The following is a 25,907-nucleotide window of genomic DNA, read 5'->3' as shown; positions in this document are numbered from 1 at the left end:
GTGGTGCTTTCGGCATATGCCAGAGTCTTCCGGGAGCGGTTTCCGCGCACGAACGCCGTACGCGCCCCGCAGGTCAAGTCTTAGATGAACTACGGCGGTTGACTTGTCCGGGACCCTTTTTCGCCGACGCTCACGCGTATGTTCGTCGCTCCTGTGTTCCCGTGTACGGGATCCGTCTTGTACCCGTCGAACTCTGACCGGATTTCGCGGCATGCGAGGCGTCCGTGCGGACTCCATTAAGGCATGGATGCCATCACCGTCGCACAACTCGCCCAGGCCCGGCTCATCACCGCCGAGGACCAGGAGATCCCCGTGTCGGCCACGCTGCGCTACACCACCGACGACCCTCTGGCCGTCTTCGTGGACTTCCCCGCCGAGGCCGCCCTGGACGGCGAGGGGGTCACCTGGATCTTCGCGCGGTCCCTGCTCGACCAGGGGCTGCGGGCCCCGGCCGGCCACGGGGACGTGCAGATCTGGCCCTACGGCCGCACCCGGACGGTCGTGGAGTTCCACTCGCCCCACGGCCTGGCCCTGCTGCAGTTCCCCTCGTCGGCGCTGCGCCGTTTCCTGCTGTGCAGCTACGGGGTCGTGGCGGCCGGTCAGGAGGACCTGGCCGGGGTGGTGGAACGGGGGCTGAGCACCCTGTTCGGCGGGGTCTGACAGGACGCCGGGCGGCTTCGGCTCCTGTTCACCTCCGGGGCGCCCCACTGTCCCGCGCGGCCCGCTTCTCCCTCCACCCGAACGCCTGCCCAACCGCTCCTGCGCCGCTTGAAGGGCGACGCCACCCGGGCGGCAAGGCGGCCGAGGTGAGTAGGTGTCACGCGGTCGAGCGGGCACGGGCAAGCCCGCCGTCCGTCAACCTCGTCGCCCATCAGAACGGCTGGTACGACTTCACGGCGACCGTCGGCTCCGACGCGGCCCGGTCGCGCCGGTTCCCCGGGCATCCCGGCGCCGCGAGCGTCAGCGGCCGACCCCGGCGCGAGTGCCGTGCAGGCCCGGGCGCGGGGCGAGGTCGACAGCCACCCGGCCGCCGGTCTCCAGCGCCCGGACCCCCGCCTCGGCGACGACGGAGGCGGCGTAGCCGTCCCAGACGCCCGGGCCGGTGACCTCGCCGCGCCTGGTGGCGTCCACCCAGGCCTGTACCTCGCGGTCGTAGGCGTCGGCGAAGCGGACGAGGTAGTCCTGCGCCACCTCCTCGCGGGCGCTGCCCGCCGTGGTGACCACCAGGGTGTGCTCCTCGCCGATCCGCGCGCTGCCCTTCTCGCACACGGCCTCGCAGCGCACCTGGTACCCGAAGCCGCAGTTGACGAAGACCTCGACGTCGACGAGGGCGCCCCCGTCGGTCTCGAACAGGACGAGTTGCGGATCGAGCAGGCCCTCGGGGGCGCCCGCGGACGGTGTGGGCCGCAGTACCGTCACGGCCGTCAGCTCCTGTCCGAACAGCCAGCGGGCCGCGTCGATCTCGTGCGAGACCGAGCTGTTGATCAGCATGGCGCTGGTGAAGCCGGCGGGGGAGGAGACGTTGCGGTGGGTGCAGTGCAGCATCAGGGGCCGGCCCAGAGTGCCGCCGTCCAGCAGCGCCTTGAGTCGGCGGTACTCGGCGTCGTAGCGGCGCATGAAGCCGATCTGCGCCAGCCGGCGGCCGAGCCGTGCCTCGGCCTCCACCACCCGCAGCGCTCCGGTGGAGTCCGGCACCATGGGCTTCTCGCACAGCACCGGCAGCCCCCGCGCGAACGCGGCGAGCAGCGCCTCCTCGTGGGCGGGGCCGGGGGAGGCGATCAGTACGGCGTCGACACCGGGCGCGTCGAGCGCGGCCACGGGGTCCGGGTGCACGGTGACGCCGTCGAGGCCGGACACGGCCTGCTCGGCGCGCTCGGCGTCGGGGTCGGCCACCGCCGCGACCCTGGCTCCACTGACCACTTGGTCGAGGCGTCGTATGTGGTCGGCCCCCATGTGCCCGGCACCCAGCACCGCCACTCCCAGCAGGTCACCCATGTGTGCGCTCCCTTACGCCGACGATCACGCCGTAGCGTACGCCGGGCAGGGAGCGCCGCCGGGCGGTGCCGGGGAGGGCCGGGGCCGGGCGCGTGCGCCAGGTCCTCAGTACCTCAGGACCCCGGCGATCCCGTTCGCGTCGCCGAGCGTGCCGTCGGGCACGAAGCGCACCTCGGCGCCGGTCTCCAGACACTGCTCGACGATCTCGTCCACGATGTCCTCGCGGGCGTCCAGGTCGCCGGACAGGGCGGGGACCAGGTGGTCGCCCAGGTCGCTGACGGTCGCCCGGTAGTTCTCCTCCACGGCGAGCAGCCGCAACCGGCCCTCCCGGGCGCTCTGCCACAGCTCGTCGAGGCCGGCCGCGTAGGTCCGGTGTCCGCGCGCCGAGGTCAGCTCCTCGACCACGGCTGTGGCGCCCTTGCGGGCCTCCTCCTCCAGCACCGGGCGCAGCGCCTGCCACACCGCCTCGGGACCGGCGTGCGCCAGTCCGCCGCGCGGGACCTGGACGGCGCACTTGGCGACGCTGCCGGCCTCGTCCAGCAGGGACAGCGCCGCCTGTTCGCCGGTGACGTACAGCGGCCGGGGCTGCTCGCGCAGGACGGTGCTCATGACGGTGTCCGCCTCGCGCAGGAATTGCCGGGTGCCTTCGTCGCGGAAGGTGCTGGGCAGGTCGCCGATCCGCATCTGCCGCTCGGCGTCGAAGTTCTCCTGCCGGCGCTCCAGCGGGAAGCCGCCCGCGTGGTCCTCCACCACCCGGTCCACGCCGCCGCTCCACAGGGTGACGCGGTCCGCGGAGACCGACAGCACCCAGAAGGGCCGCTCGGCGACCTGGGCGGCGACCAGGTTGCGGGTGAGGAAGGTGTCCGAGAGCACCACCCGCTCGGGCACGGAACGGGCCAGGGACCACACCTGGTGCTCGCCCGGTGCGGCGAAGATCACCAGGCCGTCCTCGGCGTGCGCCAGATCCACCTCCGTCAGTGCCCGGTCGAGTTGCGCCACCACCTCGTTGCGTCGATCACGGGTGACGGCGGGATCGGACTCCAGGCGCCTGCGGGCCTCGGTGACGACATTGCGCAGCCGGACGGGATCCTGGCCGTTGTCTGGTTCACGGCGGTGCGTGGGGGTCAGCACGGACACCGCCGGATACGGACGGGGCCGACGCAGCTCGGCGAGGGTCGCGGGACTCAGTGCGTGCTCCATGACAGCACGATAGGTCGGATTCGCAGGTACGGCATTCGGGGTAATCCGGACCGGAATCGGCCGCGGACTCCGTGCGCGGACACCGGTGACGCGGCGGCCCGCGCACCGCTAACGTACCGGTCGGTAACCTGATCGTGGCGCCCCCAGGAGGCCTGACATGCCGCAGTTCGACGTCGACGGAGCGACCCTGACGTACGACGACGAGGGCCCTCGGGAGGCGCCCGGGGCGCCCCTGGTCCTCGTGCACGGCTGGACCGCGAACCGGCACCGCTGGGACCACCAGATGGCGCACTTCTCCGAGGGGCGCCGGGTGATCCGGCTGGACCTGCGCGGGCACGGGGAGAGCACCGGCGCCGGGGTGCGCACGATCGCGGAACTGGCGCGGGACGTCCTGGCCCTCCTCGACCATCTGGAGGTCGAGCGGTGCGTGCTGGTCGGCCACTCGATGGGCGGGATGATCGCGCAGACCATCGCGCTGGCCCATCCCGAGCGCGTGGAGCGGATGGCGCTGGTCGGCTCCATCGGCCGGATGACGTACAGCCGTGGCCGGGGCCTGCTCATGGCGGTCTCCACCGTGGTGCCGTACCGGCTGTTCGTGGCCGCCAACATTCAGCGGGCCTTCGCGCCCGGCCACCCCCGCGAGGAGATCCGCGCGCACATCCGCGCCTCCGCCGCCACCCCGCGCGAGGTCGTGATGACGCTGTACGGCGCGATGCGCGCCTTCGACGTCCTGGACCGGGCCGCCGAGATCCGTACGCCCACGCTGATGGTGCACGGCTATCACGACGTCCAGCTGCCGGTGCGGCAGATGCTGCGGATGGCGAAGGCCTACCCGGACGCGGTCGTGCGGATCCTCGACGCCGGTCATGAGCTGCCGCTGGAGAAGCCGGCCGAGCTGACCGCCGTCCTGGACAGGTTTGTGACCGAAAAGGTCTGACGCGGTCGGCGCTTGGGGAAGTTTTTGCCTGTGGCCGGTTCGTGACGGGGCCGGCCCGACGGCCTGGGCGGGGCGAGATTTCGCGCGAGCAAAACCCGTCCGAAATCATGGGGGTGCGGGTGTCGTCCGTGTTGCCCCCGCGTTGACCGCCCCGGGCGGCTGACGGAGGCTGGCAGGCATAGGTGCTGGATACAACTGGTTTGTCGGCCGACCCCGGTTCACCTGGGAAAGCCCAGGTGAGCGCCGGAGCCGGTGGCGAGCCGGAGGCAGGAGGCAGCGCATGTGCGGCATCACCGGATGGGTTTCCTTCGACCGTGACCTGACCGCCGAAGCCACCACGTTGCATGCGATGACCGAGACCATGGCCTGCCGCGGCCCGGACGACCGCGGCACCTGGGCCCACGGCCCGGCCGCCCTCGGCCACCGCCGGCTCGCGATCATCGACCTCCCCGGCGGCCGCCAGCCGATGTCCGTCGACACCCCGGAGGGAGCCGTCGCCCTGGTCTACTCGGGGGAGGCGTACAACTTCACCGAGCTGCGCCGCGAACTGGAACGCCGCGGCCACCGGTTCACCACCGACTCCGACACCGAGGTCGTCCTGCACGGCTACCTCGAATGGGGTGACGTCGTCGCCGAACGCCTCAACGGCATGTACGCGTTCGCCGTGTGGGACGGCCGCCACGACAAGCTCGTGATGATCCGCGACCGCATGGGCATCAAGCCGTTCTACTACCACCCCACTCCCGACGGCGTCCTGTTCGGCTCAGAGCCCAAGGCGATCCTCGCCAACCCGCTGGCCCGCCGTCGGGTGACCCCGGACGGGCTGCGCGAGCTGTTCGTCCTGGTCAAGACGCCCGGACACGCGATCTGGGACGGCATGCGCGAGGTCGAGCCCGGCACGGTCGTCACCGTCGACCACTCCGGCTTGTCCACCCGTGTCTACTGGCGGCTCCAGACCCGTGCGCACACCGACGACCGCGACACCACCATCGCGACCGTGCGCTCGCTCCTCGACGACATCGTGCGTCGCCAGCTGGTCGCCGACGTCCCGCGCTGCACCCTGCTCTCCGGCGGGCTCGACTCCTCCGCCATGACCGCGATCGCCGCCCGGCAACTCGCCGCGCACGGCGAGAAGGTGCGCAGCTTCGCCGTCGACTTCCTCGGCCAGACCGACAACTTCGTCGCCGACGAACTGCGCGGCACCCCCGACACGCCCTTCGTGCACGACGTGGCCGAACTCGCGGGCACCGACCACCAGGACATCGTGCTCGACGCCCAGTCCCTCGCCGACCCCGCCGTACGCGAGCAGGTGATCCGCGCCCGCGATCTGCCGGCCGGGTTCGGCGACATGGACGCCTCGTTGCTGCTGCTCTTCCGCGCCATCCGGGAGAAGTCCACGGTGGCCCTGTCGGGCGAGTCCGCCGACGAGGTCTTCGGCGGCTATCTGCAGTTCTTCGACGAGGAGGCGCGCCGTGCCGACACCTTTCCCTGGCTCACCAGCGTCAACCGGCACTTCGGCGAGGACGCCGACGTGCTGCGCGCCGACGTCACCAAGTCCCTGGACCTGGAGAGCTACATCGCCGACGGCTACCGCACCGCCGTCGCCGGCATCCAACGGCTCGACGGCGAAAGCGACTTCGAGTACCGGATGCGGCAGATGAGCCATCTGCACCTGACCCGGTTCGTGCGCGCCCTGCTCGACCGCAAGGACCGGATGAGCATGGCCGTCGGCCTGGAGGTCCGGGTGCCGTTCTGCGACCACCGGCTGGTCGAGTACGTCTACAACGCCCCCTGGGCGCTGAAGTCCTTCGACGGCCGGGAGAAGAGCCTGCTGCGGGAGGCGGCCGCGGACGTCCTGCCGCGCTCGGTGTACGAGCGGGTCAAGAGCCCGTACCCGTCCACCCAGGACCCGCAGTACGCCCGCGCTCTCCAGGAGCAGGCCAAGGAACTGCTCTCCAGGCCCTCGCACCCGGTCTTCGGCCTCGTCGACCGCGACCGGCTCCGCCGGGCCGCCGAACGCGAGGCGCCGGTCAGCACCCAGGCTGCCCGGCGCGGCCTGGAACGCGCCCTGGACCTGGCGCGGTGGCTGGAGCTGTACCGGCCCGAGGTGATCACCGGCTGACGCCGATGGCCCGGTCCGCCGCCCGCGTGGGCCGGCACCACGTCGTCACCAGCTCCCACACCGGCACCCGCCCGCCGGTGCCGAGTCGCGCCGCGGTGAAGGAGCGGCCCCGGCGGGTGGCCGAGGCGGCCACGGTCACGGCGTCCGCCAGGCGAACCTCGGGGTCCGCCGGGTCTTCAGCCGGGGTTCGTGGTGGCGCTCCAGTCGTTGCCGTCCGGCGGGCAGGAACTGCCACTGGGCGGCAGCGAGCCGTAGAGCAGGAAGTCGTCGATCTTCCGGTGCACGCACAGGGACGAGGAGTAGCCGGTGTGGCCGTCGCCCTTGTTGTCGAGCACCACCGCCGACGGGCCGAGCCGTGCGGCCGTCTCCTCCGTCCACTGGTACGGCGTCGCCGGGTCGCCGCGCGTGCCCACCAGCAGCATCTTCGGCGAGTCGACGTGCTTGACCCGGTCACGGATGAAATCGGTGCCCTTGGGGCGGCCGTAGCACATCAGCAACTGGATCAGCCGGTAACGGCCGAAGACCGGTGAGGCCTGCTCGTACCGGGCCCGCAGGCTCTTGAGCTCCTCGGCGACCTGCGCCGCGCCGGGCCGGTCGGGATCGTCGGCGCAGTCGATCGCCATCAGCGCGGCCTCGAGGTTGTCCGCGGGGACCTCCTGCGGATCGACCAGGCCGCCGTTGCTGTGGCGCCCGGTGCGGGGCAGGCCGGAGCCGCCACCGGCGAAGCTCACGATTTCCCGCGTGTCGCCCTCCTGCACCAACGACGCCAGGGCCCGCTCGAGGGAGGGCCAGAGCTGCTTGCTGTAGAGGCCCTGTCCGATGGCGCCCACCAGGTCCTGTCCGGAGAACGAGCCGCCGAAGTCCGCCGGCACCGGATCCGCGTCCAGCGAGCGCACCAGCCGGACCACCTGGTCCCCGGCCGCACGCCGGTCCCTGCCGAACGGACAGGCGACGTCCGTCGTACACCAGTCCAGGAAATCGTCCAGTGCGGTCTGCTGCCCCTCCGCGCCGGCCACCCCCTGCTCGGAGAGCGGCTCGGTCAGGGTGTCCACGCCGTCGAGGGCGAGCCGGCCGACCCTGTGCGGGAACTGCGCCGCGTACACCGCGCCGAGCCGCGAACCGTAGGAGAATCCCAGGTAGTTGAGCTTCTTGTCGCCGAGAGCCTGACGGATGACGTCCAGGTCGCGTGCGGCGTTCACGGTGCCTATGTGGGGCAGCACCGGGCCGGAGTTGCGGGCGCACTCGCCGGCGGCCTCGCGCAACCTCGCGAGCAGCGCCCGCGGATGGTCGAGATCGGCGTCGCCGCCCGTCGCGGACGAGGCCTCGTCGCTGCCCGCGCCGCAGCTGACGGGGGAGGAGCGGCCGACGCCGCGCGGGTCGAAGGTGACCACGTCGTAGCCGTTGGTGAGGTCCATGAACTGCGCGCCGTCGGTGGCGAGTCCGGCGACGCCCGCACCACCGGGACCGCCGAAGTTGAGCAGCACCGAGCCCAGCTTCTTCCCGGTGGCCCGGTAGCGGGCGAGGGCCACGTCCAGCGTGCCCGACCGGGGGTGGGCGTAGTCGAGGGGGACCGTGACCTTCCCGCACTGCATGTCCCGCGGCATGTCGGGGCCCTTGCAGGCGGCCCAGGTCACCTTCTGCCGGTAGAAGCGGGCCAGATCGGGCTGCGGCCGGTCGGCGGCAGCCGCGGGCAGGCCGGCTCCGAGCAGCGCCAGGGCGAGGACTCCGGTACCCGCGCAGCGCCGCACGGCGGGCCGTGTGGACAGCTTGGCCAGCATCATCGCCTCCCGGGACGCCTGTCGCGGACCGGGCACGGCGCCCTCGGATCACCATAAGCGGGCCCCGGACGGCCCGCCTCCCGGCGAGCGGGACGGCATCCGGTGCCGTACTCTGTGCCCCTTCTCGGTCTATTTTATGATCATTGATCTCCTTTGCATCAAGTTCGACAACACTGTCGCTCGACGGAGTGAAAGACCGATAAGCCATAACCCGTAGGGTTCACCGGCGTTTTACGGGGTGCGGGTGACTGCCCGCGACAAGTGTGGAAGGCAGGGAACCAATGAGACGGGCTACCCGTAACGGTGTGATCGCCGTCGCCGCCGCGTCCGGTGCGATGGTTGTGGCGCTTCCGGTGTCCGCCGCCTTCGCGGCCGACGGCGCCACCGCCGACGGCTTGGCAGCCGGCTCGCCCGGGCTGATCTCCGGCAACGCCATCCAGTTGCCGGTGGACGTACCGGTGAACGTGTGCGGCGACACCCTGAACGTGGTGGGGCTGCTCAACCCGGCCGCAGGCAACGCGTGCACGAACCGTGGCTCCGCAGAGGGAGGATCGTCGACGTCCGGCGGCGCCTCCGCCCGCGGCCAGGCGCAGGACTCGCCCGGTGTGCTCTCGGGCAACGGCGTCCAACTCCCCGTCGACCTGCCGGTGAACGCCACCGGCAACACCGTGAGCGTCGTCGGGGTGGGCAACCCGGCCCAGGGCGACCACTCGGTCAACGGCCCCGGCGACGGCCTCCCTCGCACCCCCCGCACCCCGGCCCCGAGGCCCCCGGCCTCTTCCAAGCCCCGCCCGCACGCTCCGCGTGCCGTCACACCGCCGACGACGTCCACGCTCGCCCACACCGGTACGGACGCCACCGCGCCCGCCGTCGCGGGCAGTGCCACGCTCCTCCTCACGGGCACGGTCCTCTACCGCCGCTTCCGCCCCGGCCGCAGGGGCTGACACGTACGGGCCCACCCCTCCCACGGCCACGGCCGCAGGCGGGGCCCGACCCCGTCCGAAGGCGGCTGAGTCGTCGGGAACCGAGGGGCGGGCAGGCCGGCCGGGTCGTGTTCGGGGTGTTCGTCCCCACTTGGGCGCCTGCGCCCCGGGGCCCGGGGAATCCGGGCGCGCCCGCGCAACGGCCGATCTCCCCGTGGCGCGGCCCCCGTTGATCCGGAAGGATACGGAACGGCAGTCCGGTCCCGACGGAAAATGGAGCGCATCGATGACCTCTTCGGTCCCCCACGACCTCGTCGTCACGCAGGCCACCCTCGACGACTGGCCGGTGATCGCAGAGTGGGCGGCGGCGGAGGGGTGGAATCCCGGGCTGTCCGACGGGCCCGCGTTCTTCGCGCAGGATCCCGACGGGTTCTTCCTCGGCCGCATCGACGGGGAGCCCGTGTCGGCCGTCTCGGTGGTGAACTACGGCCCGTCGTACGCCTTTCTGGGCTGCTATCTGGTTCGGCCCGACCTGCGCGGCCGCGGCCACGGCCTCACCACCTGGAAGACCGCCCTCGCCCACGCCGGCAACCGCACCGTCGGCCTGGACGGGGTCGTCGCGCAGCAGGACAACTACCGGCAGTCCGGATTCGAACTCGCCTACCGCACCGTCCGGTTCACCGGCATCGCACCGGCGGTGCAGCCGCCGACGGGCGTCCGTCCGGCCGGAGCGGAGGACCTCGCCGCCATCACCGCCTACGACAGCGCCTGCTACCCGGCCGACCGTCCGCGCTTCGTCACCGAGTGGCTCGCCGGCCCCGGACACCGGGCGTTCGTCCGCCTCGACGGCACGCGGCTCACCGGGTACGGCGTGCTCCGTCCCGGCCGCGACAGTCTGCGCGTCGGCCCTCTCTTCGCGGACACCGCGGACGACGCCCGCGCCCTGTTCGCCGCCCTCATGGCCGAATCCGCCGGACGCGAGGTCTGCGTCGACGTGCCCGAGCCGAGCACGGCCGGCGCCGCGCTCGCCGAAGAGGCCGGACTCGAGGCCTCGTTCGAGACGGCCCGCATGTACACCGGGCCCGTCCGGGAGCACGCCCGGCACCGCGTGTTCGGTGTCACCACGCTTGAACTCGGCTGACCCGGATCAATTCCGTTGCCCCGGCCGGTCCGGCATGGTCGAGTGCCGGGCATGGATCATTCGGCGGTGCTCGCCCTCTACGACCGGGACATGCGCGAGAACGCGGCTCCCGACGGCCCCGGCGCACGGATCGAGCGGGCCGGTGCGGTGGTGCGCCAGATCGCGGACCCCCAGGCCTGGAACGGTGTGCTCTGGTCCGCTCTGGACGGAGCGGGCGCGGATCGGGCGATCCAGGACCAGATCGCGTACTTCACCGGTCTCGGCCGTGACTTCGAGTGGAAGCTGTACGGCCACGACCGGCCGTACGACCTCGGCGCCCGGCTCCTCGCCGCCGGATTCCGGGCCGAGCCCGAGGAGACTTTGATGATCGGCGAGACCGACCGGCTCGGTCTTGACGCCGAACCGCCCGCGGGCGTCCGGCTCGTGCAGGTCGCCGACCCGGCCGGCGTCGCCCTCGTCGTGGACGTGCACGAGAGGTCTTTCGGCACCGACGGCACCCGCCTGCGGCACCGGCTGCTCGCCCGTCTGGCCGACGACCCGAGTACCGTCGTGGCCGTGGTCGCGCTCGCCGGGGACGAACCCGTCAGCGCCGCCCGCATGGAACTGGTGCCCGGCACCCGGTTCGCCGGGCTGTGGGGCGGCGGCACCGTCGAGGGCTGGCGGGGCCGGGGCGTCTACCGCGCGCTGGTGGCCCACCGCGCCCGCGTCGCCGCCGCCCACGGTTACCGCTACCTCCAGGTCGACGCCTCACCGATGAGCCGGCCCATCCTGAGGCGCCTCGGCTTCCACGCGCTGAGCACCACCACGCCGTATCCGTACGGCGGCTGAGAGCACGTCAGCGGTGCGCGCGGCCCCGGTCCAGCGCCGCGATCCCGACCGCTGCCAGCGCGATCTGGATGAACCACTCGATCCAGTCGGGCCCCTTGGTGTCCGCGACTCCGAACCCGGCGGCGATCGCCGAGCCCAGCAACGCGGCCACGATGCCGACCACGATGGTCCACAGGATGCCGATGTGCTGCCGGCCGGGGACGACCAGGCGCCCCAGCATACCGATGATGAGGCCGATGACGATGGCACTGATGATGCCCGAGATATGCATGTCCACCCCTTTTGATATTGCCTCCCGCTCATCGTCTGCCCGCTGTGGGCAAAGGCAGTCAGCTCCGGTTATTGCCGGGACTTTCTGTTCACCGGTCATTCATGCCATGTACCTTTCAACCGCTCGACGCGTGTAGAACCCTCAAGCAGGCTCTACGCGCGCAGACTTGGCGCCCCCAACGCCTCTCCCCACCCTCATGGAGGTTCGCCGGATGCCTGGATCCTTCAGATCCCGCCGCAGATTCACCACCGCCCTGGCCGGTTTCGGGCTGCTCCTCACCGGAGCCGCCGTCCAGGTCGGCAGCGGCACCGCCGCCCACGCGGCGACGACGCACCGCATCCTGTTCGACAACGCCCACGCCGAGACGGCCGGAAACGCAGACTGGATCATCTCCACCAGCCAGCCCGACCCGCTGGGCCAGAACTCCTCCCCGTCCGCCGAGACCGACTGGACCGGCGCCCTGTCCTCCTGGGGCGTGGCGTTGCAGAAGACCGGCGACTACAGCCTGAAGACGCTGCCGTCCGGCTCCAGTCTCAGCTACGGCGGCACGTCCTCGACGGACCTGTCGAACTTCGACACGCTGGTCCTGCCCGAGCCGAACACGCTGTTCACGAGCGCCGAGAAGACGGCGATCATGAACTTCGTGAAGAACGGCGGCGGTCTGTTCATGATCTCCGACCACAGCGGAGCCGACCGCAACAACGACGGCTACGACGCGGTCCAGATCCTCAACGACCTGATGACGAACAACAGCGTCGATTCCACCGACCCGTTCGGCTTCTCCATCGACTCGCTGAACATCGGCTCGGACCACCCGGCCGCGATCGGCGACAGCACCGATCCCGTGCTGCACGGTTCCTTCGGCACCGTCACCAAGAGTCTGATCGCCAACGGGACCACCGCCACCCTCAAGCCCTCCGACAACTCCTCCGTCAAGGGCCTGCTCTACCGCACCGGCTACTCCGGAAACACCGGCGCCTTCTTCCTCACCAGCACCTTCGGCAGCGGACGCGTCGCCTTCTGGGGTGACAGCTCCCCGATCGACGACGGCACCGGCCAGTCCGGCAACACCCTGTACGACGGTTGGAACGACTCCAGCGCCACCAACGCCGCCCTCGCGCTCAACGCCACCGAATGGCTCTCCGGCGCGAGCGGCACCAGCGGCGGTGGCACGGGTGGCGGTGGGACCGGCACCTGCACCGCCGGCCAGCTGCTCGGCAACCCGGGCTTCGAGTCGGGCAGCAGCCCCTGGAACGCCAGCAGCGGAGTCATCACCGACTCCTCCGGCGAGGCGGCCCATTCGGGCTCGTACTACGCATGGCTCGACGGGTACGGCACCGCCACCACGGACACCCTGTCCCAGTCGGTGACCATCCCGTCCGGCTGCACGTCGGCGACGCTCAGCTTCTATCTGCACATCGACACGGCCGAGACCTCGTCCAGCACCGCCTACGACACCCTCAAGGTCCAGGTGCTCAACAGCTCCGGCACGGTGCTCGGCACCCTGGCGACGTACTCGAACCTCAACGCCGCCTCCGGCTACACCCAGCGCAGCTTCGACCTCAGCGGCTACGCCGGACAGACCGTCACCCTGAAGTTCACCGGCACCGAGGGCTCCCGGTACCAGACGTCGTTCGTGGTGGACGACACCGCGCTCGACGTCGGCTGAATCCGGCCGGGGGTGGGCCGCACCGGCCCACCCCCGTTCCCTCGGGCCGCCGACACCGTCCGCTCCGGGGCCGGGCATCGGCCCTCGCGCCGCCGGCCGGCGAGCCGAGCAGGCCGAGGGCCGGCGCGGTGGCGAGGGACCTGCGGGTGAGGACGGGGCGAGGAGACATGACGGGGGCTCGTGACGGCGTAAAGTTGGGAAACTTTACTGACTCGCCTCAAGTCAGGGGGCCGTCAGGGGCGTGTCAATGGCTGTGCGGCCGGTGTCGCGTGAACGCCCTTGGCACGGTGTCCCGTTCGGGTGGCGGCACGGCCTCCCCGTCGGAGGAGCACGGCACGCCGTCGTGCCGGTCAGGCTCCGGCGCCGGCCCTGCGTTCCAAGACCAGATCCCGGGCCGTGTCCAGTGCCGTGGCCACCGCGCCGAGCAGCACCGCGTCCTCGCCGAGTCGGCTCGGCGCGATCCGCGGACGCAGCGGGGTGAGAGCGCGCACCCGGTCCTGGACCGGGCGCAGCAGCAGGTCGACGCTGTGGCCGACGCCGCCGCCGAGTACCACCAGGTCCGGGTCGAGCACGGCGGCCGCCGCCACGGTGTGCGCGATCCGCTAGCCCTCCAGCTCCACGGCCCGCCGGGCCGCCGGGTTGCCCTGCCGGGCCGCGTCGAAGGCCGCCTTCGCCGTGAGCTGCCCGCTCATCCCGAACTCCCGGGCGGCCTCCACCACCGCCACCCCGGACACCGCGTCCTCCAGTCGCTCCGGCTTCTGCCGGCCCGGCCAGGGCAGGAAGCCGATCCCGCCGGCCAGCCCGTGGGCCCCCGTGAACAGCCGCCCCTCGCTGACCACGCCCATGCCGAGTCCGGTGCCGATCAGGATGTACGCGAACAGTCGGCTGCCCGCGCCGACGCCGTACGTGTACTCGCCGAGGGCGGCCAGGTTTGCGTCGTTGTGCACCTCCAGCGGTACGCCCAGTTCCTCCCGCATCCGGTCGACGAGCCCCGCGCGCCCCCAGCCCGGCAGATGCATCGCGTACCGGACCCGGCGCTGCTTCTCGTCGTACACGCCGGGGGTGCCGACCACCCCGTGGACCACCTCGGCCGGGTCCACGCCCGAACCCGCGAACACCTGGCGGGCGGTGCCCACCACCAGGTCGGCCAGCGCGGCCGAGGAGCGGGCCCGGTTGCGTACGTCGGCGCGGGCGACGAGTGTGCCGTCGAGGTCTGCCACCGCCACCCGCAGCCAGCCCCGGCCAAGTGCCTGGTGGGCGTGGAGCCGGACGTGGCGCCCGCGGGCTGACCGTCCTTTCGTGCCGGCTGTCTGCCGTCGGCCTCCCCGGCCCGGATCCGAGCCCGGGCCGGGGAGGCTTTCGCCGTTCCTTGACATGCAAGTCATTGCCGGAGGCCGGTCCGCATGGGCGGACCGGCCTCCGGTACTGCCGGTTCCTCCTGTGCTTCCTTTCCTCGCGTCCCCGCCTACGGCCTGGGGGCGGGCGTGCTGCGCGCCGCCGTACCGGCACAGAGCAGTCCGAGGACGAGCGCCAGCCCTCCGACGACGACGTTGTTGATGATCACTCCCTGGTCCGGGCCGCGGCCCACGATCCAGGGCGCGATGATCATCCAGATGCCCATGGCGCACATGGCCCAGCTCAGGCCGTACATCCGCTCGGGAGCCCGGGTGAATCCGAGTGCCAGCAGACCTATCGCGATGCCCATGATCAGGTTGTGGGTCATGAGCGCGGGCTGACTCGTCGTGTAGTGCACGATCCACGGAGACGCCGCGCAGTAGAGCCCGAGCAGGAACACCGGGCCGTCCACGAGCGCCACATCACGACCGCCGAGCATGCGGGCGTACCGTGCCCGCATTTCGGAGACATCGGGGTGGGTCGACAAGTCACCCCTGTGCACATTGGCCATGTCTCGTCTCCTTTGACTTCCAGGCCAGACCGCGTCTGGTGCGATGTCCGGGTAGCACCGCATGGCCCAGTTTGCTCTTATTTCATCTTTATGTGTAGGTCTGTGACACTGTCGTGACCTTCGGTGGCGGCACGAGGGCCGGCCGGGCGCCGAGTGGCATGTTCGTACCGATACCGGGCAGGCGGACAAGTACAGGACGTACATTCCGACCGCTGTCGACTGCGGAGGTGACCGGCCGTCATGGAGGCGAAGGTGCTGGAGCGGTTCCCCGCCGGGGCCCCGCGAGGATCCTGGCCCGCGGAGGAGTACGCAGCCGCGCGCCGCGCCGAGGGGGAGCGGGTGACCGTGGTGATGGACCTGAAGTCCGACGCCTTCCTCGTGGTGGCCGAGACCCCGGACGACGACGGCTGAAGCCGGGGGCGCGGTCGTCCCGAGCCGACCGGTCGCCGTCGGTGGACTGTGGGTTCACGACGCCGGAACCGGACGGCGTGGCCGGGCCGGGGACGTGGGGCCTGCCGGCCGCACGGGCCGTGCGCGACGCCGGGGAGGTGGTGACGGTCCCGCGCCGGGTGCGGACGCATACGCCGGAACTGCGCGAGAGGTTCCCCCGGGTGCCGGAGTTCGTGTGGCGGCGGATGGAGCCCATGGACCGCGGGAGTTCGTACGGCGGTCGCCGCGACGGCCACCGGACCGGGGCCGGTGGCCGTCGTCCACCGGCCTGCGCTCGGCGCCTTCGCCCTGCACGGTCTCGTTCACCGGCCCAGGCGGCCGGGATGTCGCCCGGGCCCGGCCGACCACAGGGCCCCGGCCGGCCGGACCCGTGACCCGGCGCGGCGCCTACGGGGCGGCTGCCACAGCCGGCATGCACGAGGTGACTCGGACACCCGGCCAGGGGCACCGGCTCACGGGCATCTTCGGAGCGCACCACGCCGCGCGGGCCTTCGGCCCAGGCACCTCCCGCCGTCATGGCCCCGGACTCAGGAGGCACATCCCAGTGCCCGCAGATGCGCCGCCCGGTTCTCCGACGTCTGCCCCTGGACCAGCAGGAACATCGCCTCCCGAGCGAGGCGCTGGGCGCGGCTGGTCAGGGTCATCGAGCGGCCGCCTCCGGCCACCACCGCCGCCGTGGTGGCCGTACGCAGCATCTCGTGCGCCTCCGCGCGTACCGCCAGCCGGTCCGCGACCCGCTCCAGCGGTGCCGCATCGTCGGCCAGGGCGTACGCGCGTCGCCGGATGTCGGCGAGCCGGGCCGTGAGGGGAGCCGCCGTCCTCGGATCCAGCAGGGACAGGGCGGCCTCCGCGACGCCGAAGACCGCCGGGCTCGCGTTCAGCGTCCTGGCGCGGTCCCGGGGCGCCCATTGCTCGTAGGACATCCGCAGGGCCACGGCCTCCTCCGGCAGCCACAGCCCGGACAGCTCCAGCGACACCGTCCGCGCGGCGGTGAGCGCGGCGAGGCGCATCGGCTCGCCGGCCCGCAGCCCCGGCTGCGCGCGCGCCTCGGCGAACGCGAAGAGCACCTCGCCCGCCTCCGTCACCCCGGCGAGCAGCATCACGTCGTTCAGACCCCACCCGGTGTACCAGGGCACGGTTCCGTCGAACCGTCGGCCGCCGCCCTCCCGGCGCACGCGCACCGGGACGCGCGGATGTGCCCGCAGATGGGCGTACGCCACCCCGGACAGCAGCTCCCCGCGTGCCAGTGGCCCCAACAGCCTTTCGCGCGCGGTGACTTCACCCTGCACCAGGGTCTGCACCGGCGTGTGGTGCTGCGTCTGCACGAACCACGTCGAGCAACACGCCCCTGCCAGGATCTCCGCGGTCCGGCGCAGCACGTCCGGCGGTGCGTCCGAGCCGCCGTACGCGACCGGAGCGGCGGCCCCGAGCAGCCCCGACCGTTTCACCGCCTCGATGTGGCCCGCCGGCACTCCCTCCTGGTCGACCCGCTCGGCCTCGGGCGCGAGCAGGTCCGTGGCGAGCCGGTGGGCGCGGTCGACGAGCGGATGCGGGGTGGTGGCTGTCATACGGAGGATTCTTGCGGAGATCGGGGCCCGGACGGTGTCGGTCGGGACCTGCCGTGTGCGCAGGGGTGACGGAGCGGCCGAGGAACCCGAAGACCCCGAAAACCCTTCGCGTCCCCTCGACTCGGCCGGTACGGTCCCCACGTGTTCGCGCCGCGGGAAGCCCGAGCGATCCGCGCGCGGCCGGTCCGGCAGTTCCCCCATCGAGAGCAGGTTTCGCCCATGGCATGTCGTATCAGTGAACTCGTGCTCGGTTGCCGCGACCCCGAGGCGCTGGCGCGGTTCTGGTGCGAGGTCCTGGACTTCGTGATGCTCGATCGCGAAGGGAACGACTGCATCGAGATCGGGCCGCGCGAAGGGTTCGGCGGTCCGCAGCCGACGATCATCCTCAGCCGCAGGGACGAGCCGGAGTCGGGGAAGTCCCGGCTGCACATCGACGTCAACGCCACCGACCGCGATCAGGACGCCGAACTCGAACGCCTCCTGGAGCTCGGGGCGCGCCCGGCCGACATCGGCCAGACCGGCGAGGAGCAGTGGCACGTGCTCGCCGACCCCGAGGGCAACGAGTTCTGCCTGCTCAAGGCCCGCCTCAACCCGCTCTGACGGGCTCAACGGCGCGGCGCCGGGACCGGTCGGCAGACGATCACCTCGAGGGGCGGATCGTGATCGGGCCACGGGCCGGCACCCACCGAGGCGTTGGGCCACCCCGGGGCGGCCCGGGAGCAGCTCCACGGCCGAATTCCCTTGCGCGGCAAGGAGGATGTGCGAGACTCCGCCGAATGACCGCTGAAACGATCACTGCGGAATCCTCCGGCACCTTCAGGCTCGGCGACCTGCCCGTCCACCGCGTCGGCTTCGGAGCCATGCGACTGACGGGCAGTGCCGCGTTCCACCTCGGCATGCCCAGCGACCGCGCCCGCTCGATCGCCGTGCTGCGCCGGGCCGTGCAGCTCGGCGTGAACCACATCGACACCGCCGCTTTCTACTTCTCCGCCACACGCTCGGCCAACGAACTGATCAACAGCGCCCTCGCCCCTTACGCCGACGACCTCGTCGTCACCACCAAGGTCGGTCCCTTCCGCGACTACTACGGTGAGTGGGGCACCGCCGCCCGCCCCGACCAGTTGCGCGGTCATGTCGAGGAGAACCTGCGCCAACTCGGCCGCGACCATCTCGACGTGGTCAACTTCCGTCGCCAGGAGCAGGATTCGATCGCCGAGCACTTCGGCGCGCTCGCCGAGCTGCGTGCGGCCGGGCTGATCCGGCACCTGGGCATTTCCGGTGTCCAGCCCCGGCACCTGGCCGAGGCCCTGGAGATCGCCCCGGTGGTGTGCGTGCAGAACCGGTACGCCCTCGACCGTCCCGACCCCGTGGACGACGAGATGCTCCGCCTGTGCGGCGAGCACGGCATCGCGTTCGTCCCGTTCTTCGCCGTCGCGGGCAACGCGGGGGCGCGGGCGGCGGCCGACACCCATGGCGACACCGTGCGCGACATCGCCCGTGCGCACGGCGTGAGCCCGGCGCAGATACGCATCGCCTGGACGCTGCACCAGGGCCGGCACGTCCTCGCCATACCCGGTACCGGCAACCCGGACCACGTCGCGGAGAACGTCGCGGCCGGCGCCCTGCGCCTCACAGTGGACGACCTGACCCGCCTGAACGCACTCCACGCCTCCACGAGCTGACGCGCACCCGGCCGCCGTACCGCGGGCGCCTGCCGAGGTGGCGGCCCGTGGTGGTCACCCCTGGCCCGGGTCCGCGGGCGGCGGCCCAAGGCGGTCGCCCGTGGACCCGGGGCGGAGATCCGCAGCGGTGGTCGTGTCTGCGGGGCGGTGGACTGCGGCTGCCGGCTGCGAGGACCCGGTCATCCGGACGGCGGCCTGCGGCCGTCATCCCCGGGCCGGGTCTTCCATGAGGCGGCCCGCCGACCGCCGGCCCCGACGTCCCGGCCCGCTCGGTGGCGGCCCGCGCCGGTCGCCTCGGCCGTTCCGAGGCGGTGCCGGCGACTGTCGGCCCTGCGTGCACCTTCGGATCCGCGGGCTCCGGGGTCCGGCCTTCCGGGCGGCGGCCGCCGCCCGGTACCGCGGCCCTTGTCTCCCGGACGGGCCCGCAGCCATTCCTCCCATGACGGGTGCGGGGCACAGCCGTGCGAAGGCCGTGACCGGTGCGGGGGCACAGCCGTGCGAAGACCGGTTGACTACTATCGTGTAGACGGTCGCGCGGGCCGTAGACCAGGACGGGGTGAGGGACGTTCCATGACCGAGGCGAAGGACGAGCGCCGGCCGGCCGGTGAGCTCGAGGCGAGCGTCATGGCCGCACTCTGGGCCGCCGGCGGTCCGCAGACGTCGGGGCAGGTGCAGCGCAGCCTCGGCGCCGGCCTGGCCCGTACGACGGTGACCACGATCCTCACCCGCCTCCATGACAAGGGCGTCGTCGAGCGGCACCGCCAGGGCCGCGGGTACGCCTATGTCCCCGTCCGGGACGTCCAGGACGCCCACGGCCTCACCGCCCGCCGGATGCACACCGAGCTGGACCGGGACACCGACCGCGAGACCGTCCTCGCCCGTTTCGTCGCCCAGCTGAGTCCCGGCGACGAACGCATCCTGCGGGACCTGCTCGAAGCCGACGAACGATGACCGCGCTGCTCCTGCTTCCCCTGCTGCTGCCGTTCGTCCTGCCGGCGCTGGCCCGCCGCGCCCTGGTCCGGCTCGCCCCGGCCGCCGCGATGTGGGCCGTCACCGTCTGCGCGGTCGTCCTCGCCGGCTGCTCGCTGGCGGCGCTCGGCTCGTTCATGCTGATCGGGCTGCTCAAGGTCCCGCTCTTCGCGGCGGTCGGCGAGCTGATCCACCCGCTGCGCACCGCCTCGGACCTCGTCGTGCTGCCGGCCGCCGCGACCTCCGTCGGCGCCCTCGCCGTCTGCGGCTGGACCCTCGTGCGCTCGGTGCTGCGCCAGACCCGTGCCTTCCGTGCGGCCCGGACGGAGGCCCGGCGCGGACCCGCGGCCGGCGACCTGTGCGTGGTCGACTCGCCCCGCCCGGACGCCTACGCGCTGCCGGGCCGCCCGCACCGCATCGTCGTCACCACCGCCATGCTCCGCAGCCTGGACGGTCCCGAGCGGGAGGCGCTGTTCGCGCACGAGAGGGCCCACAACGACGGCCGTCACCACTACTTCCTCGCCGCCGCCGAACTGGCCGCGCACTGCCATCCGGCGCTGCGCCCGGTCCGGGAGGCGATCCGTCTCGCCGCCGAGCGCGTCGCCGACGAGGCCGCCGCCGCGAGCGTCGGCGACCGGCGGCTGACCGCCCGGGCCATCGCCCGCGCCGCCCTCGCCGGACAGGGCGCCCGTACCGAACGCCCGGACTTCGTGCCCGCCGCGACCACCGGTCCTGTCCCGCAGCGCGTCCAGGCCCTGCTGGGCGCCCCGCTCGTGCCCCGCGCAGGCCGGGCGACAGCCGCCCTGCTGATCGCCTGTACGGCCGTCTCCTGCGCGGCCTCGGTCGCCGGCACGGCCGACTTCCACCACCGGGTGGAGATTGCCCAGGGCGAGCAGAGCCACTGATCCGGTCCGCCCGGAGACGACCCGCAGCGCCCTTTGCGTACACGCAGGGCGACGCGCGTAGACCGGGACTGGCGCCGGTCAGGTTTTACGTATAACCTCACCCGCTAACCACCCCCCGTCGGAAGGTCCCGATGCGACGCGTCGCCCTGGTCACCCTCGTCGTCGACGACTACGACGAGGCCATCCGCTTCTACACCGAGGCCCTCGGCTTCCGGCTCGCCGAGGACGCCCCGCGCCCCGACGGCTCCCGCTGGGTCGTCGTGGAGCCCGGCGGCCCCGCCGCCGGCACCGGTCTGCTGCTGGCCCGCGCCAAGGACGAGGCCCAGCGGTCCCGGGTGGGCGACCAGACCGGCGGACGCGTCGGGTTCTTCCTGCACACCGACGACTTCGCCCGCGACCACGCCCGGATGACCGCGGCCGGCGTGACCTTCCTGGAGGAGCAGCGGCACGAGCCGTACGGCACCGTCGCGGTCTTCCAGGACCTGTACGGAAACCGCTGGGACCTGCTCCAGCCCGCCGCCTGATCACCGCGCCCCTGATCACACCGAAACACCTTCGAACCACCTGCCGAGGAACGCCAGCCATGACCGCGCCCCGCATCGACACCGAGACCCTCCGCCGGCTTCCCAAGGCCGTGCTGCACGACCACCTCGACGGCGGCCTGCGCCCCGCCACCGTCGTCGAACTCGCGGCGGAGATCGGCCACACCCTGCCCACCACCGACCCCGACGAACTGGCCGCCTGGTACTTCGAGGCCGCCAACTCCGGCGACCTGGTGCGCTACATAGCCACCTTCGAGCACACCCTCGCCGTGATGCAGAACCGCGAGGGCCTGCTGCGCACCGCCGAGGAGTACGTGCTGGACCTCGCCGCCGACGGTGTCGTCTACGCCGAGGTGCGCTACGCCCCCGAGCTGAACACCCGGGGCGGGCTGTCCATGCGCGAGGTCGTGGAGACCGTCCAGGAAGGCCTGGCCGCCGGCATGGCCAAGGCGGCCGCCGCCGGCACCCCGGTCCGGGTCGGCACCCTGCTGTGCGGCATGCGGATGTTCGACCGGGTCCGCGAGGCCGCCGACCTGGCCGTCGCCTACCGCGACGCCGGGGTCGTCGGCTTCGACATCGCCGGCGCCGAGGACGGCTTCCCACCCGCCGACCACCTCGAGGCCTTCGAGCACCTGCGCCGCGAGAGCGTACCCTTCACCATCCACGCCGGTGAGGCGCACGGCCTGCCCAGCATCCACCAGGCCCTTCAGGTGTGCGGCGCCCAGCGCATCGGCCACGGTGTGCGCCTGACCGAGGACATCGTGGACGGCAAGCTCGGCCGGCTGGCCTCCTGGGTACGCGACCGCAGGATCGCCCTGGAGATGTGCCCCACGTCCAATCTGCAGACCGGCTGCGCCACCTCGATCGCCGAGCACCCGATCACGGCCCTGAAGGACCTCGGCTTCCGGGTCACCCTCAACACCGACAACCGACTGGTGTCGGGTACGACGATGACCCGGGAGATGTCCCTGCTGGTCGAGGAGGCCGGCTGGAGCGTGGACGACCTGCGCGCGGTCACGGTGAACGCCGTCAAGAGCGCGTTCCTCCCGTTCGACGAACGCAAGGCACTCATCGAGGACGTGGTCCTGCCGGGCTACGCGGCCGCGCTCTGAACGAGGCCCCTGAGGTAGGCGGCCTGTCCGACGTGCTGGAGGTCGTCGGACAGGACGCTCACCAGCCGTACGCCCAGGCTCACGGGCGGGTCCCAGCGCTCGTCCACGATCCGTTCGAGATCCTTCGCGGCCAGTGAGCCCAGCGCGCCGAGTGTCTGCTGGTGCACGGCGTCGTAGTACCCGGTGAGCAGGTCGGCCGACTCGACCCGCACCTTCGCGACCTTCGCGGGACTGTGCCCGTACCCGGTGTCGTGCCGGGGCAGGTCGAGACCGAAGCGCTTGTCCCAGCCCTGGCTCAGCCACACCTGGTCGAGGTCGAAGGCGTCGGCGATGTGGTCGTCCTGCACCCGGGTGAGATGCCAGACGAGCCAGGCGATGGAGTTGGCGTCGGGCGCCGGACGGTGGTGCAGCGCGTCCGGGCCGAGGCCGTCGAGGGCGGCATGGACTTCTTCCTGGATGCGGCCGTAGCCGTCGATGAGGATGTCCTTGGCATGCATGTCGTCCACCATCCCAAACAGCGGTCGCTCACGCGTCCGGAATCCAGCTTCCGTGGCATCCGAGCGGCACCATGTGTTCCGCCCTGGCGTGTCCTCCTGACCGTCGTCGTCCTGGCCGAGGGTCCCGAGTCTCGGGCGGCGGGCGCCGTCAGCAGGAGGTCCGGGCCCCCTCCCGGGGTGGTGTCAGGTCCCCTGTTTCGCCGGCCGTCTCCAGCAGCGTGACGAGCGCGCGGGCAGCAGGGCTGGTGGCGCCGTCCGGGGGCAGCAGGGCCACGGTCTCGTACTCCGTCTCACCCGTGCCCTTCAGCGGCAGCGCCGTGAGCGACGGCCGCTTGTGCCGGAAGTGCCGGGGTACGACCGCGACCCCCAGGTTCTCGTCCACCAGGTCCAGCAGGCCGTGCACGTCGTTGACCTCCAGGGCGACCGTGCGCCGGACACCGGCCGCGGCGAACGCGGCGTCGGTGGTGCGGCGCGGGCCCCAGTCCGGATGGAAGTCCACGAAGACCTCACCGGCCAGATCCCCGGGGGTCAGTACCGCCCCGGAGGAGGCGAGCCGGTGGCCGGGATGGCACAGCACGGTCATCGGCTCGCTCGCCAGCGACACCGAACGCAGCTGGTCGCTGTCCGCCTGGGTGCGGTAGGCGAAGGCCAGGTCGAGCCGGCCGGCCCCGACCTCCTCGGCCAGCGCGCCCGAGCCGGCCTGCCGCAGCCGGATCTCCACGTCCGGGTGCCGCCCCCGGAACGCGGCCAGCAGCCGGGCGACGTGCACCCCGGCGATGCACTGCTCGGTGCCCAGGGCCAGCGTGCCGCGCAGCACGCCCTGCACCGCCGCCACCGCCTCGTGCGCGGAGCGCACCTGGGCCAGGATCCGCTCGGCCTCCACCAGCAGCGCCCGCCCCGCCTCGGTGAGCGTGACCCGGCGGGTGGTGCGCACGAACAACGGCGCCCGCAGCTCGCGCTCCAGCGCCCGAATGGACGCCGAGAGACCCGACTGGGACACCATGAGACGCTCGGCGGCCCGGGTGAAATGCTGGTCCTCGGCGACGGCGACGAAGTGCTGAAGATGACGCAGTTCCATGATTGAGAAGTTTATCCGCTGAATTCCATCGGATTCTTCTGTTGGACCACTGTTCGGCGTGCGGGGAAGAGTGGGACCGGTGACCAGGAGCCTCCCGCTCCCGGGAGCCGGGAAGACCGTGTGCCAACCCCTCTGGAGTCGCGTTGTACACCGCACACCCCGACCGTTACGCCGACATGCCCTACCGGCGCACCGGGCGCAGCGGGCTGAAGCTCCCCGCGCTGTCCCTCGGCCTGTGGCACAACTTCGGCCCGGACCGGCCCGCCGAGACCCAGCGGGCGATCCTGCGCCGAGCCTTCGATCTGGGTGTCACCCACTTCGACCTCGCCAACAACTACGGCCCGCCGCCCGGCGCCGCCGAGTCCGCGCTCGGCGAGGCCCTGAAGGCCGACTTCGGGCCGTACCGCGACGAGCTGATCATCTCCACCAAGGCCGGCTACCTCATGTGGCCCGGCCCGTACGGCGAATGGGGCTCGCGCAAGTACCTGCTCTCCTCCCTGGACCAGAGCCTGACCCGCATGGGCCTGGACCACGTCGACATCTTCTACTCGCACCGCCCCGACCCGCAGACTCCACTGGAGGAGACGATGGGCGCCCTGCACACCGCGGTGCAGCAGGGCAAGGCGCTGTACGTCGGCGTCTCCAACTACTCGGCGGAGCAGACCCGCGAGGCCGCCCGCATCCTCGCCGACCTCGGCACCCCGCTCCTCATACACCAGCCGCGCTACTCGATGCTCGACCGGCGTCCCGAGGACGAGGGTTTGCTCGACGTCCTGGACGAACTGCGGGTCGGCTCGATCGTCTACTCCCCGCTGGAGCAGGGCCTGCTCACGGGGCGCTACCTGGACGGCGTCCCCGAGGACTCCCGCGCCGCGAGTGACAGCCCCTTCCTCAACACGGACGCGGTCACCGAGGAGCTGGTCGCCCGCCTGCGCGCCCTCGACGGGATCGCCAAGACCCGCGGCCAGACCCTGGCCCAGCTGGCCCTGGCCTGGGTGCTGCGCGGCGGCCGGGTCACCTCCGCGCTCGTCGGCGCGAGCAGCCCGCGGCAGCTCGAGGACAGCGTCGGCACCATCCGCAACCTGGACTTCGACCCCGAGGAACTGGCACGGATCGACGCGGTCGTGAAGGGCTGAGCCGCCGGATCACCACGCTGGGGGAGGTGAGCCGCTCGCTCACCTCCCCCAGCCGTTCGTCGCCGGGCCGGCGGTGTCAGGCGGCCGACGGCACCCGGTCGAGAAAGCCCAGCACCTGCCGGATCCGTCCCTCGTCGTCCAGCGTGACCACGTCGAACCCGGCCACCGGTGCGCTGCCGTCGGCCTCGTTCACCAGCTCCCAACCGAAGCGCGCGGTGTCGTGGTGGCCGTCCACCGCGCCGAGCGGGCGGAAGACGAACCCGGGGAACTGCTCGTGGGCCGCCGCGATCACGGCCGCGATGCCGTCGTGGCCGCGGACGTCGGCGAGAGGGTCGGTGTAGCCGCCGTCGGCGGTCCACGCGGCGGCGACCGCCTTCTTCAGCGCCTCCGGCTCGGTGGCGTTCCAGGCCTCGAAGTACCGGGCGGCGGCGTTCTCGTAACGGTCGGTGTTCACGGACATGCTGCATCAGCCTCCATCGAGGTCGTAACCGCTGTAGGGCCCGGATCCGGGGTGTCGCCGATCCGGTGTGACCACCATGCCGGAGCGTCGCGGAGCGGGTCGATTACCTCGCTGGTAATGACCGGGACCCGACCGCCGCAGCATTCCGGCCGGAACGGGTGGTGAATATGCCAACAGACTGGCCGGAAAGTCATGGTGACAGTGTTTCGGCAGTGGCGATACTCGAACATCAGGGGCACTTCACCGCACAGGGGCCGCACGGAGAGCGAGGGTCGGGCAGGCAGCAGCGAGGCGACGGGGGAGTGAGACGTGCACGACGAATTCCTGTGTCATGTCACGGCGTACGGCATGTGCGACGGCCGGCGCATCGGGGTACCGCTCGGCACCTATCGCGCGCCGACGCTGGCCCTGGCCCTGTGGTGGCTGCGCGACCGCGCCTCCTGGATCGCCGAGCGCCTGGACCCGAGCCCGGAGGACCCCGCCTTCCCTGCGGGCTCGCTGGTTCCGGTGGCCGGCACGGCGGCCGACGTGCCCGCCCTGCTGCGCGCCTGGTGCGCCGACGACGCCGGGCAGGAGCGGGTGGCCGACGAGCTGGCCGGCGGGCGGCTGGTGCGGATCGCCGCCAGCGACGACACCACCGAGTACGAACTGCTCGCCGAGTCGGTCGACGCGCTGCGCATGCAGCGCACCCTGCCGGCACTCGTCGTACCCGTCGCCTGACACGTGTCCGTCCCCGGT

Annotated in this window: 26 protein-coding genes and 1 pseudogene; 16 read left to right on the top strand and 11 right to left on the bottom strand. The window is 72.2% G+C overall.

Translation table 11 applies throughout. From position 1 onward, the window contains the following. Nucleotides 1–243: 243 nt before the first annotated feature. On the top strand, nucleotides 244–660 hold the full coding sequence (locus AC5WRT_RS11985; RefSeq protein ID WP_496093195.1) for an SsgA family sporulation/cell division regulator: 417 nt from the start codon (nucleotides 244–246) through the stop codon (nucleotides 658–660). Nucleotides 661–960: 300 nt separating this feature from the next. Here AC5WRT_RS11985 and AC5WRT_RS11980 read toward each other — a convergent pair whose 3' ends face one another. Continuing rightward, nucleotides 961–1,995 carry a Gfo/Idh/MocA family protein gene (locus AC5WRT_RS11980; protein WP_496100208.1) on the bottom strand — a complete coding sequence of 345 codons (1,035 nt, stop codon included), beginning with the start codon at nucleotides 1,993–1,995 and terminating at the stop codon, nucleotides 961–963. Between the two features lie 105 nt (nucleotides 1,996–2,100). Further along, nucleotides 2,101–3,195 (bottom strand): baeRF3 domain-containing protein, encoded by a 1,095-nt coding sequence (locus AC5WRT_RS11975; RefSeq protein WP_496093197.1) that lies wholly within the window; start codon nucleotides 3,193–3,195, stop codon nucleotides 2,101–2,103. Between the two features lie 157 nt (nucleotides 3,196–3,352). On the opposite strand from AC5WRT_RS11975, the gene AC5WRT_RS11970 reads away from it, so the two are divergent. Together AC5WRT_RS11970 and asnB are read left to right on the top strand one after the other, a co-directional pair. Then, nucleotides 3,353–4,132, top strand: a complete 780-nt coding sequence (locus AC5WRT_RS11970) for an alpha/beta fold hydrolase (protein ID WP_496093198.1) — start codon at nucleotides 3,353–3,355, stop codon at nucleotides 4,130–4,132. 280 nt (nucleotides 4,133–4,412) lie between these two features. After that, nucleotides 4,413–6,254, top strand: coding sequence for an asparagine synthase (glutamine-hydrolyzing) (gene asnB, locus AC5WRT_RS11965; RefSeq protein ID WP_496093199.1), 1,842 nt, complete (start codon nucleotides 4,413–4,415; stop codon nucleotides 6,252–6,254). Here asnB and AC5WRT_RS11960 read toward each other — a convergent pair. Both AC5WRT_RS11960 and AC5WRT_RS11955 read right to left on the bottom strand, forming a co-directional pair. Then, nucleotides 6,244–6,393, bottom strand: coding sequence for a hypothetical protein (locus AC5WRT_RS11960; protein ID WP_496093200.1), 150 nt, complete (start codon nucleotides 6,391–6,393; stop codon nucleotides 6,244–6,246). The two genes, asnB and AC5WRT_RS11960, sit on opposite strands and share 11 nt — an antisense overlap. Nucleotides 6,394–6,430: 37 nt before the next feature. Further along, nucleotides 6,431–8,032: an alpha/beta hydrolase gene (locus AC5WRT_RS11955; protein ID WP_496093259.1), complete on the bottom strand. Its 1,602-nt coding sequence runs from the start codon at nucleotides 8,030–8,032 to the stop codon at nucleotides 6,431–6,433. Between the two features lie 281 nt (nucleotides 8,033–8,313). Here AC5WRT_RS11955 and AC5WRT_RS11950 point away from each other — a divergent pair, with 281 nt between their 5' ends. The 3 genes from AC5WRT_RS11950 (at nucleotide 8,314) to AC5WRT_RS11940 (ending at nucleotide 10,924) form a co-directional block, all read left to right on the top strand. Beyond that, complete coding sequence (locus AC5WRT_RS11950; RefSeq protein ID WP_496093201.1) at nucleotides 8,314–8,976, top strand: chaplin; 663 nt, start codon at nucleotides 8,314–8,316, stop codon at nucleotides 8,974–8,976. 265 nt (nucleotides 8,977–9,241) lie between these two features. Next, the gene (locus AC5WRT_RS11945) at nucleotides 9,242–10,096 is read left to right on the top strand and encodes a GNAT family N-acetyltransferase (RefSeq protein WP_496093202.1); all 855 of its coding nucleotides are present in this window, start codon (nucleotides 9,242–9,244) and stop codon (nucleotides 10,094–10,096) included. Between the two features lie 51 nt (nucleotides 10,097–10,147). Next, complete coding sequence (locus AC5WRT_RS11940; RefSeq protein ID WP_496093203.1) at nucleotides 10,148–10,924, top strand: GNAT family N-acetyltransferase; 777 nt, start codon at nucleotides 10,148–10,150, stop codon at nucleotides 10,922–10,924. 7 nt (nucleotides 10,925–10,931) lie between these two features. On the opposite strand, the gene AC5WRT_RS11935 is transcribed toward AC5WRT_RS11940, so the two are convergent. After that, nucleotides 10,932–11,195 (bottom strand): GlsB/YeaQ/YmgE family stress response membrane protein, encoded by a 264-nt coding sequence (locus AC5WRT_RS11935; RefSeq protein ID WP_496093204.1) that lies wholly within the window; start codon nucleotides 11,193–11,195, stop codon nucleotides 10,932–10,934. 211 nt (nucleotides 11,196–11,406) lie between these two features. Between AC5WRT_RS11935 and AC5WRT_RS11930 the strand changes: the two genes are divergently transcribed. Beyond that, nucleotides 11,407–12,864 (top strand): hydrolase, encoded by a 1,458-nt coding sequence (locus AC5WRT_RS11930; protein WP_496093205.1) that lies wholly within the window; start codon nucleotides 11,407–11,409, stop codon nucleotides 12,862–12,864. A gap of 350 nt (nucleotides 12,865–13,214) precedes the next feature. Here the strand turns inward: AC5WRT_RS11930 and AC5WRT_RS11925 are convergent. Continuing rightward, nucleotides 13,215–14,111: pseudogene (locus AC5WRT_RS11925) on the bottom strand (ROK family protein); the annotation flags it as partial. Between the two features lie 218 nt (nucleotides 14,112–14,329). Beyond that, nucleotides 14,330–14,770, bottom strand: coding sequence for an SPW repeat protein (locus AC5WRT_RS11920; RefSeq protein ID WP_496093206.1), 441 nt, complete (start codon nucleotides 14,768–14,770; stop codon nucleotides 14,330–14,332). Nucleotides 14,771–15,010: 240 nt separating this feature from the next. Between AC5WRT_RS11920 and AC5WRT_RS11915 the strand changes: the two genes are divergently transcribed. After that, on the top strand, nucleotides 15,011–15,181 hold the full coding sequence (locus AC5WRT_RS11915) for a DUF8839 family protein (RefSeq protein WP_496093207.1): 171 nt from the start codon (nucleotides 15,011–15,013) through the stop codon (nucleotides 15,179–15,181). 566 nt (nucleotides 15,182–15,747) lie between these two features. On the opposite strand, the gene AC5WRT_RS11910 is transcribed toward AC5WRT_RS11915, so the two are convergent. After that, complete coding sequence (locus AC5WRT_RS11910; RefSeq protein WP_496093208.1) at nucleotides 15,748–16,788, bottom strand: acyl-CoA dehydrogenase family protein; 1,041 nt, start codon at nucleotides 16,786–16,788, stop codon at nucleotides 15,748–15,750. Between the two features lie 219 nt (nucleotides 16,789–17,007). On the opposite strand from AC5WRT_RS11910, the gene AC5WRT_RS11905 reads away from it, so the two are divergent. The 6 genes from AC5WRT_RS11905 (at nucleotide 17,008) to AC5WRT_RS11880 (ending at nucleotide 21,998) form a co-directional block, all read left to right on the top strand. Next, nucleotides 17,008–17,388, top strand: a complete 381-nt coding sequence (locus AC5WRT_RS11905) for a VOC family protein (protein ID WP_496093209.1) — start codon at nucleotides 17,008–17,010, stop codon at nucleotides 17,386–17,388. A 176-nt stretch (nucleotides 17,389–17,564) separates the two neighbouring features. Continuing rightward, nucleotides 17,565–18,470 carry an aldo/keto reductase gene (locus tag AC5WRT_RS11900; protein ID WP_496093210.1) on the top strand — a complete coding sequence of 302 codons (906 nt, stop codon included), beginning with the start codon at nucleotides 17,565–17,567 and terminating at the stop codon, nucleotides 18,468–18,470. A 570-nt stretch (nucleotides 18,471–19,040) separates the two neighbouring features. Then, nucleotides 19,041–19,421 (top strand): BlaI/MecI/CopY family transcriptional regulator, encoded by a 381-nt coding sequence (locus AC5WRT_RS11895; protein ID WP_496093211.1) that lies wholly within the window; start codon nucleotides 19,041–19,043, stop codon nucleotides 19,419–19,421. Next, nucleotides 19,418–20,344 (top strand): M56 family metallopeptidase, encoded by a 927-nt coding sequence (locus tag AC5WRT_RS11890; protein ID WP_496093212.1) that lies wholly within the window; start codon nucleotides 19,418–19,420, stop codon nucleotides 20,342–20,344. The genes AC5WRT_RS11895 and AC5WRT_RS11890 overlap by 4 nt, the downstream gene beginning before the upstream one ends. A gap of 131 nt (nucleotides 20,345–20,475) precedes the next feature. After that, nucleotides 20,476–20,868 carry a VOC family protein gene (locus AC5WRT_RS11885; RefSeq protein WP_496093213.1) on the top strand — a complete coding sequence of 131 codons (393 nt, stop codon included), beginning with the start codon at nucleotides 20,476–20,478 and terminating at the stop codon, nucleotides 20,866–20,868. A 59-nt stretch (nucleotides 20,869–20,927) separates the two neighbouring features. After that, nucleotides 20,928–21,998 (top strand): adenosine deaminase, encoded by a 1,071-nt coding sequence (locus AC5WRT_RS11880; RefSeq protein WP_496100207.1) that lies wholly within the window; start codon nucleotides 20,928–20,930, stop codon nucleotides 21,996–21,998. Here the strand turns inward: AC5WRT_RS11880 and AC5WRT_RS11875 are convergent. Both AC5WRT_RS11875 and AC5WRT_RS11870 read right to left on the bottom strand, forming a co-directional pair. Continuing rightward, entirely contained in the window at nucleotides 21,980–22,495 is a 516-nt protein-coding gene (locus AC5WRT_RS11875; RefSeq protein ID WP_496093215.1) for a mycothiol transferase, read from the bottom strand. The two genes, AC5WRT_RS11880 and AC5WRT_RS11875, sit on opposite strands and share 19 nt — an antisense overlap. A 148-nt stretch (nucleotides 22,496–22,643) precedes the next feature. After that, on the bottom strand, nucleotides 22,644–23,573 hold the full coding sequence (locus AC5WRT_RS11870) for a LysR family transcriptional regulator (RefSeq protein WP_496093216.1): 930 nt from the start codon (nucleotides 23,571–23,573) through the stop codon (nucleotides 22,644–22,646). Between the two features lie 143 nt (nucleotides 23,574–23,716). Between AC5WRT_RS11870 and mgrA the strand changes: the two genes are divergently transcribed. Further along, nucleotides 23,717–24,709, top strand: coding sequence for an L-glyceraldehyde 3-phosphate reductase (gene mgrA / locus AC5WRT_RS11865; RefSeq protein WP_496093217.1), 993 nt, complete (start codon nucleotides 23,717–23,719; stop codon nucleotides 24,707–24,709). Nucleotides 24,710–24,785: 76 nt separating this feature from the next. Here the strand turns inward: mgrA and AC5WRT_RS11860 are convergent, their stop codons facing one another. Next, nucleotides 24,786–25,169, bottom strand: a complete 384-nt coding sequence (locus AC5WRT_RS11860) for a nuclear transport factor 2 family protein (protein WP_496093218.1) — start codon at nucleotides 25,167–25,169, stop codon at nucleotides 24,786–24,788. A 309-nt stretch (nucleotides 25,170–25,478) separates the two neighbouring features. Here AC5WRT_RS11860 and AC5WRT_RS11855 point away from each other — a divergent pair, with 309 nt between their 5' ends. Next, the gene (locus AC5WRT_RS11855; protein ID WP_496093219.1) at nucleotides 25,479–25,889 is read left to right on the top strand and encodes a hypothetical protein; all 411 of its coding nucleotides are present in this window, start codon (nucleotides 25,479–25,481) and stop codon (nucleotides 25,887–25,889) included. The last annotated feature ends 18 nt before the right edge of the window (nucleotides 25,890–25,907 follow it).

It is taken from the genome of Streptomyces sp. NTD91 (genome assembly GCF_059510455.1).
Note: the sequence above shows the minus strand (reverse complement) of the source record. Positions and strands in the feature narration are given on the sequence as shown.

Bases quoted from the DNA above. Each gene is read 5' to 3' on its own strand.
- AC5WRT_RS11915 (WP_496093207.1), top strand. From the start codon at position 15,011: ATGGAGGCGAAGGTGCTGGAGCGGTTCCCCGCCGGGGCCCCGCGAGGA.
- AC5WRT_RS11930 (WP_496093205.1), top strand. From the start codon at position 11,407: ATGCCTGGATCCTTCAGATCCCGCCGCAGATTCACCACCGCCCTGGCC.
- asnB (WP_496093199.1), top strand. From the start codon at position 4,413: ATGTGCGGCATCACCGGATGGGTTTCCTTCGACCGTGACCTGACCGCC.
- AC5WRT_RS11955 (WP_496093259.1), bottom strand. From the start codon at position 8,032: ATGCTGGCCAAGCTGTCCACACGGCCCGCCGTGCGGCGCTGCGCGGGT.
- AC5WRT_RS11975 (WP_496093197.1), bottom strand. From the start codon at position 3,195: ATGGAGCACGCACTGAGTCCCGCGACCCTCGCCGAGCTGCGTCGGCCC.
- AC5WRT_RS11935 (WP_496093204.1), bottom strand. From the start codon at position 11,195: ATGCATATCTCGGGCATCATCAGTGCCATCGTCATCGGCCTCATCATC.
- AC5WRT_RS11905 (WP_496093209.1), top strand. From the start codon at position 17,008: ATGGCATGTCGTATCAGTGAACTCGTGCTCGGTTGCCGCGACCCCGAG.
- AC5WRT_RS11895 (WP_496093211.1), top strand. From the start codon at position 19,041: ATGACCGAGGCGAAGGACGAGCGCCGGCCGGCCGGTGAGCTCGAGGCG.
- AC5WRT_RS11945 (WP_496093202.1), top strand. From the start codon at position 9,242: ATGACCTCTTCGGTCCCCCACGACCTCGTCGTCACGCAGGCCACCCTC.
- AC5WRT_RS11870 (WP_496093216.1), bottom strand. From the start codon at position 23,573: ATGGAACTGCGTCATCTTCAGCACTTCGTCGCCGTCGCCGAGGACCAG.
- AC5WRT_RS11900 (WP_496093210.1), top strand. From the start codon at position 17,565: ATGACCGCTGAAACGATCACTGCGGAATCCTCCGGCACCTTCAGGCTC.
- AC5WRT_RS11875 (WP_496093215.1), bottom strand. From the start codon at position 22,495: ATGCATGCCAAGGACATCCTCATCGACGGCTACGGCCGCATCCAGGAA.
- AC5WRT_RS11950 (WP_496093201.1), top strand. From the start codon at position 8,314: ATGAGACGGGCTACCCGTAACGGTGTGATCGCCGTCGCCGCCGCGTCC.
- AC5WRT_RS11885 (WP_496093213.1), top strand. From the start codon at position 20,476: ATGCGACGCGTCGCCCTGGTCACCCTCGTCGTCGACGACTACGACGAG.
- AC5WRT_RS11910 (WP_496093208.1), bottom strand. From the start codon at position 16,788: ATGACAGCCACCACCCCGCATCCGCTCGTCGACCGCGCCCACCGGCTC.
- AC5WRT_RS11920 (WP_496093206.1), bottom strand. From the start codon at position 14,770: ATGGCCAATGTGCACAGGGGTGACTTGTCGACCCACCCCGATGTCTCC.
- AC5WRT_RS11985 (WP_496093195.1), top strand. From the start codon at position 244: ATGGATGCCATCACCGTCGCACAACTCGCCCAGGCCCGGCTCATCACC.
- AC5WRT_RS11880 (WP_496100207.1), top strand. From the start codon at position 20,928: ATGACCGCGCCCCGCATCGACACCGAGACCCTCCGCCGGCTTCCCAAG.
- AC5WRT_RS11940 (WP_496093203.1), top strand. From the start codon at position 10,148: ATGGATCATTCGGCGGTGCTCGCCCTCTACGACCGGGACATGCGCGAG.
- AC5WRT_RS11860 (WP_496093218.1), bottom strand. From the start codon at position 25,169: ATGTCCGTGAACACCGACCGTTACGAGAACGCCGCCGCCCGGTACTTC.
- AC5WRT_RS11970 (WP_496093198.1), top strand. From the start codon at position 3,353: ATGCCGCAGTTCGACGTCGACGGAGCGACCCTGACGTACGACGACGAG.
- AC5WRT_RS11980 (WP_496100208.1), bottom strand. From the start codon at position 1,995: ATGGGTGACCTGCTGGGAGTGGCGGTGCTGGGTGCCGGGCACATGGGG.
- AC5WRT_RS11890 (WP_496093212.1), top strand. From the start codon at position 19,418: ATGACCGCGCTGCTCCTGCTTCCCCTGCTGCTGCCGTTCGTCCTGCCG.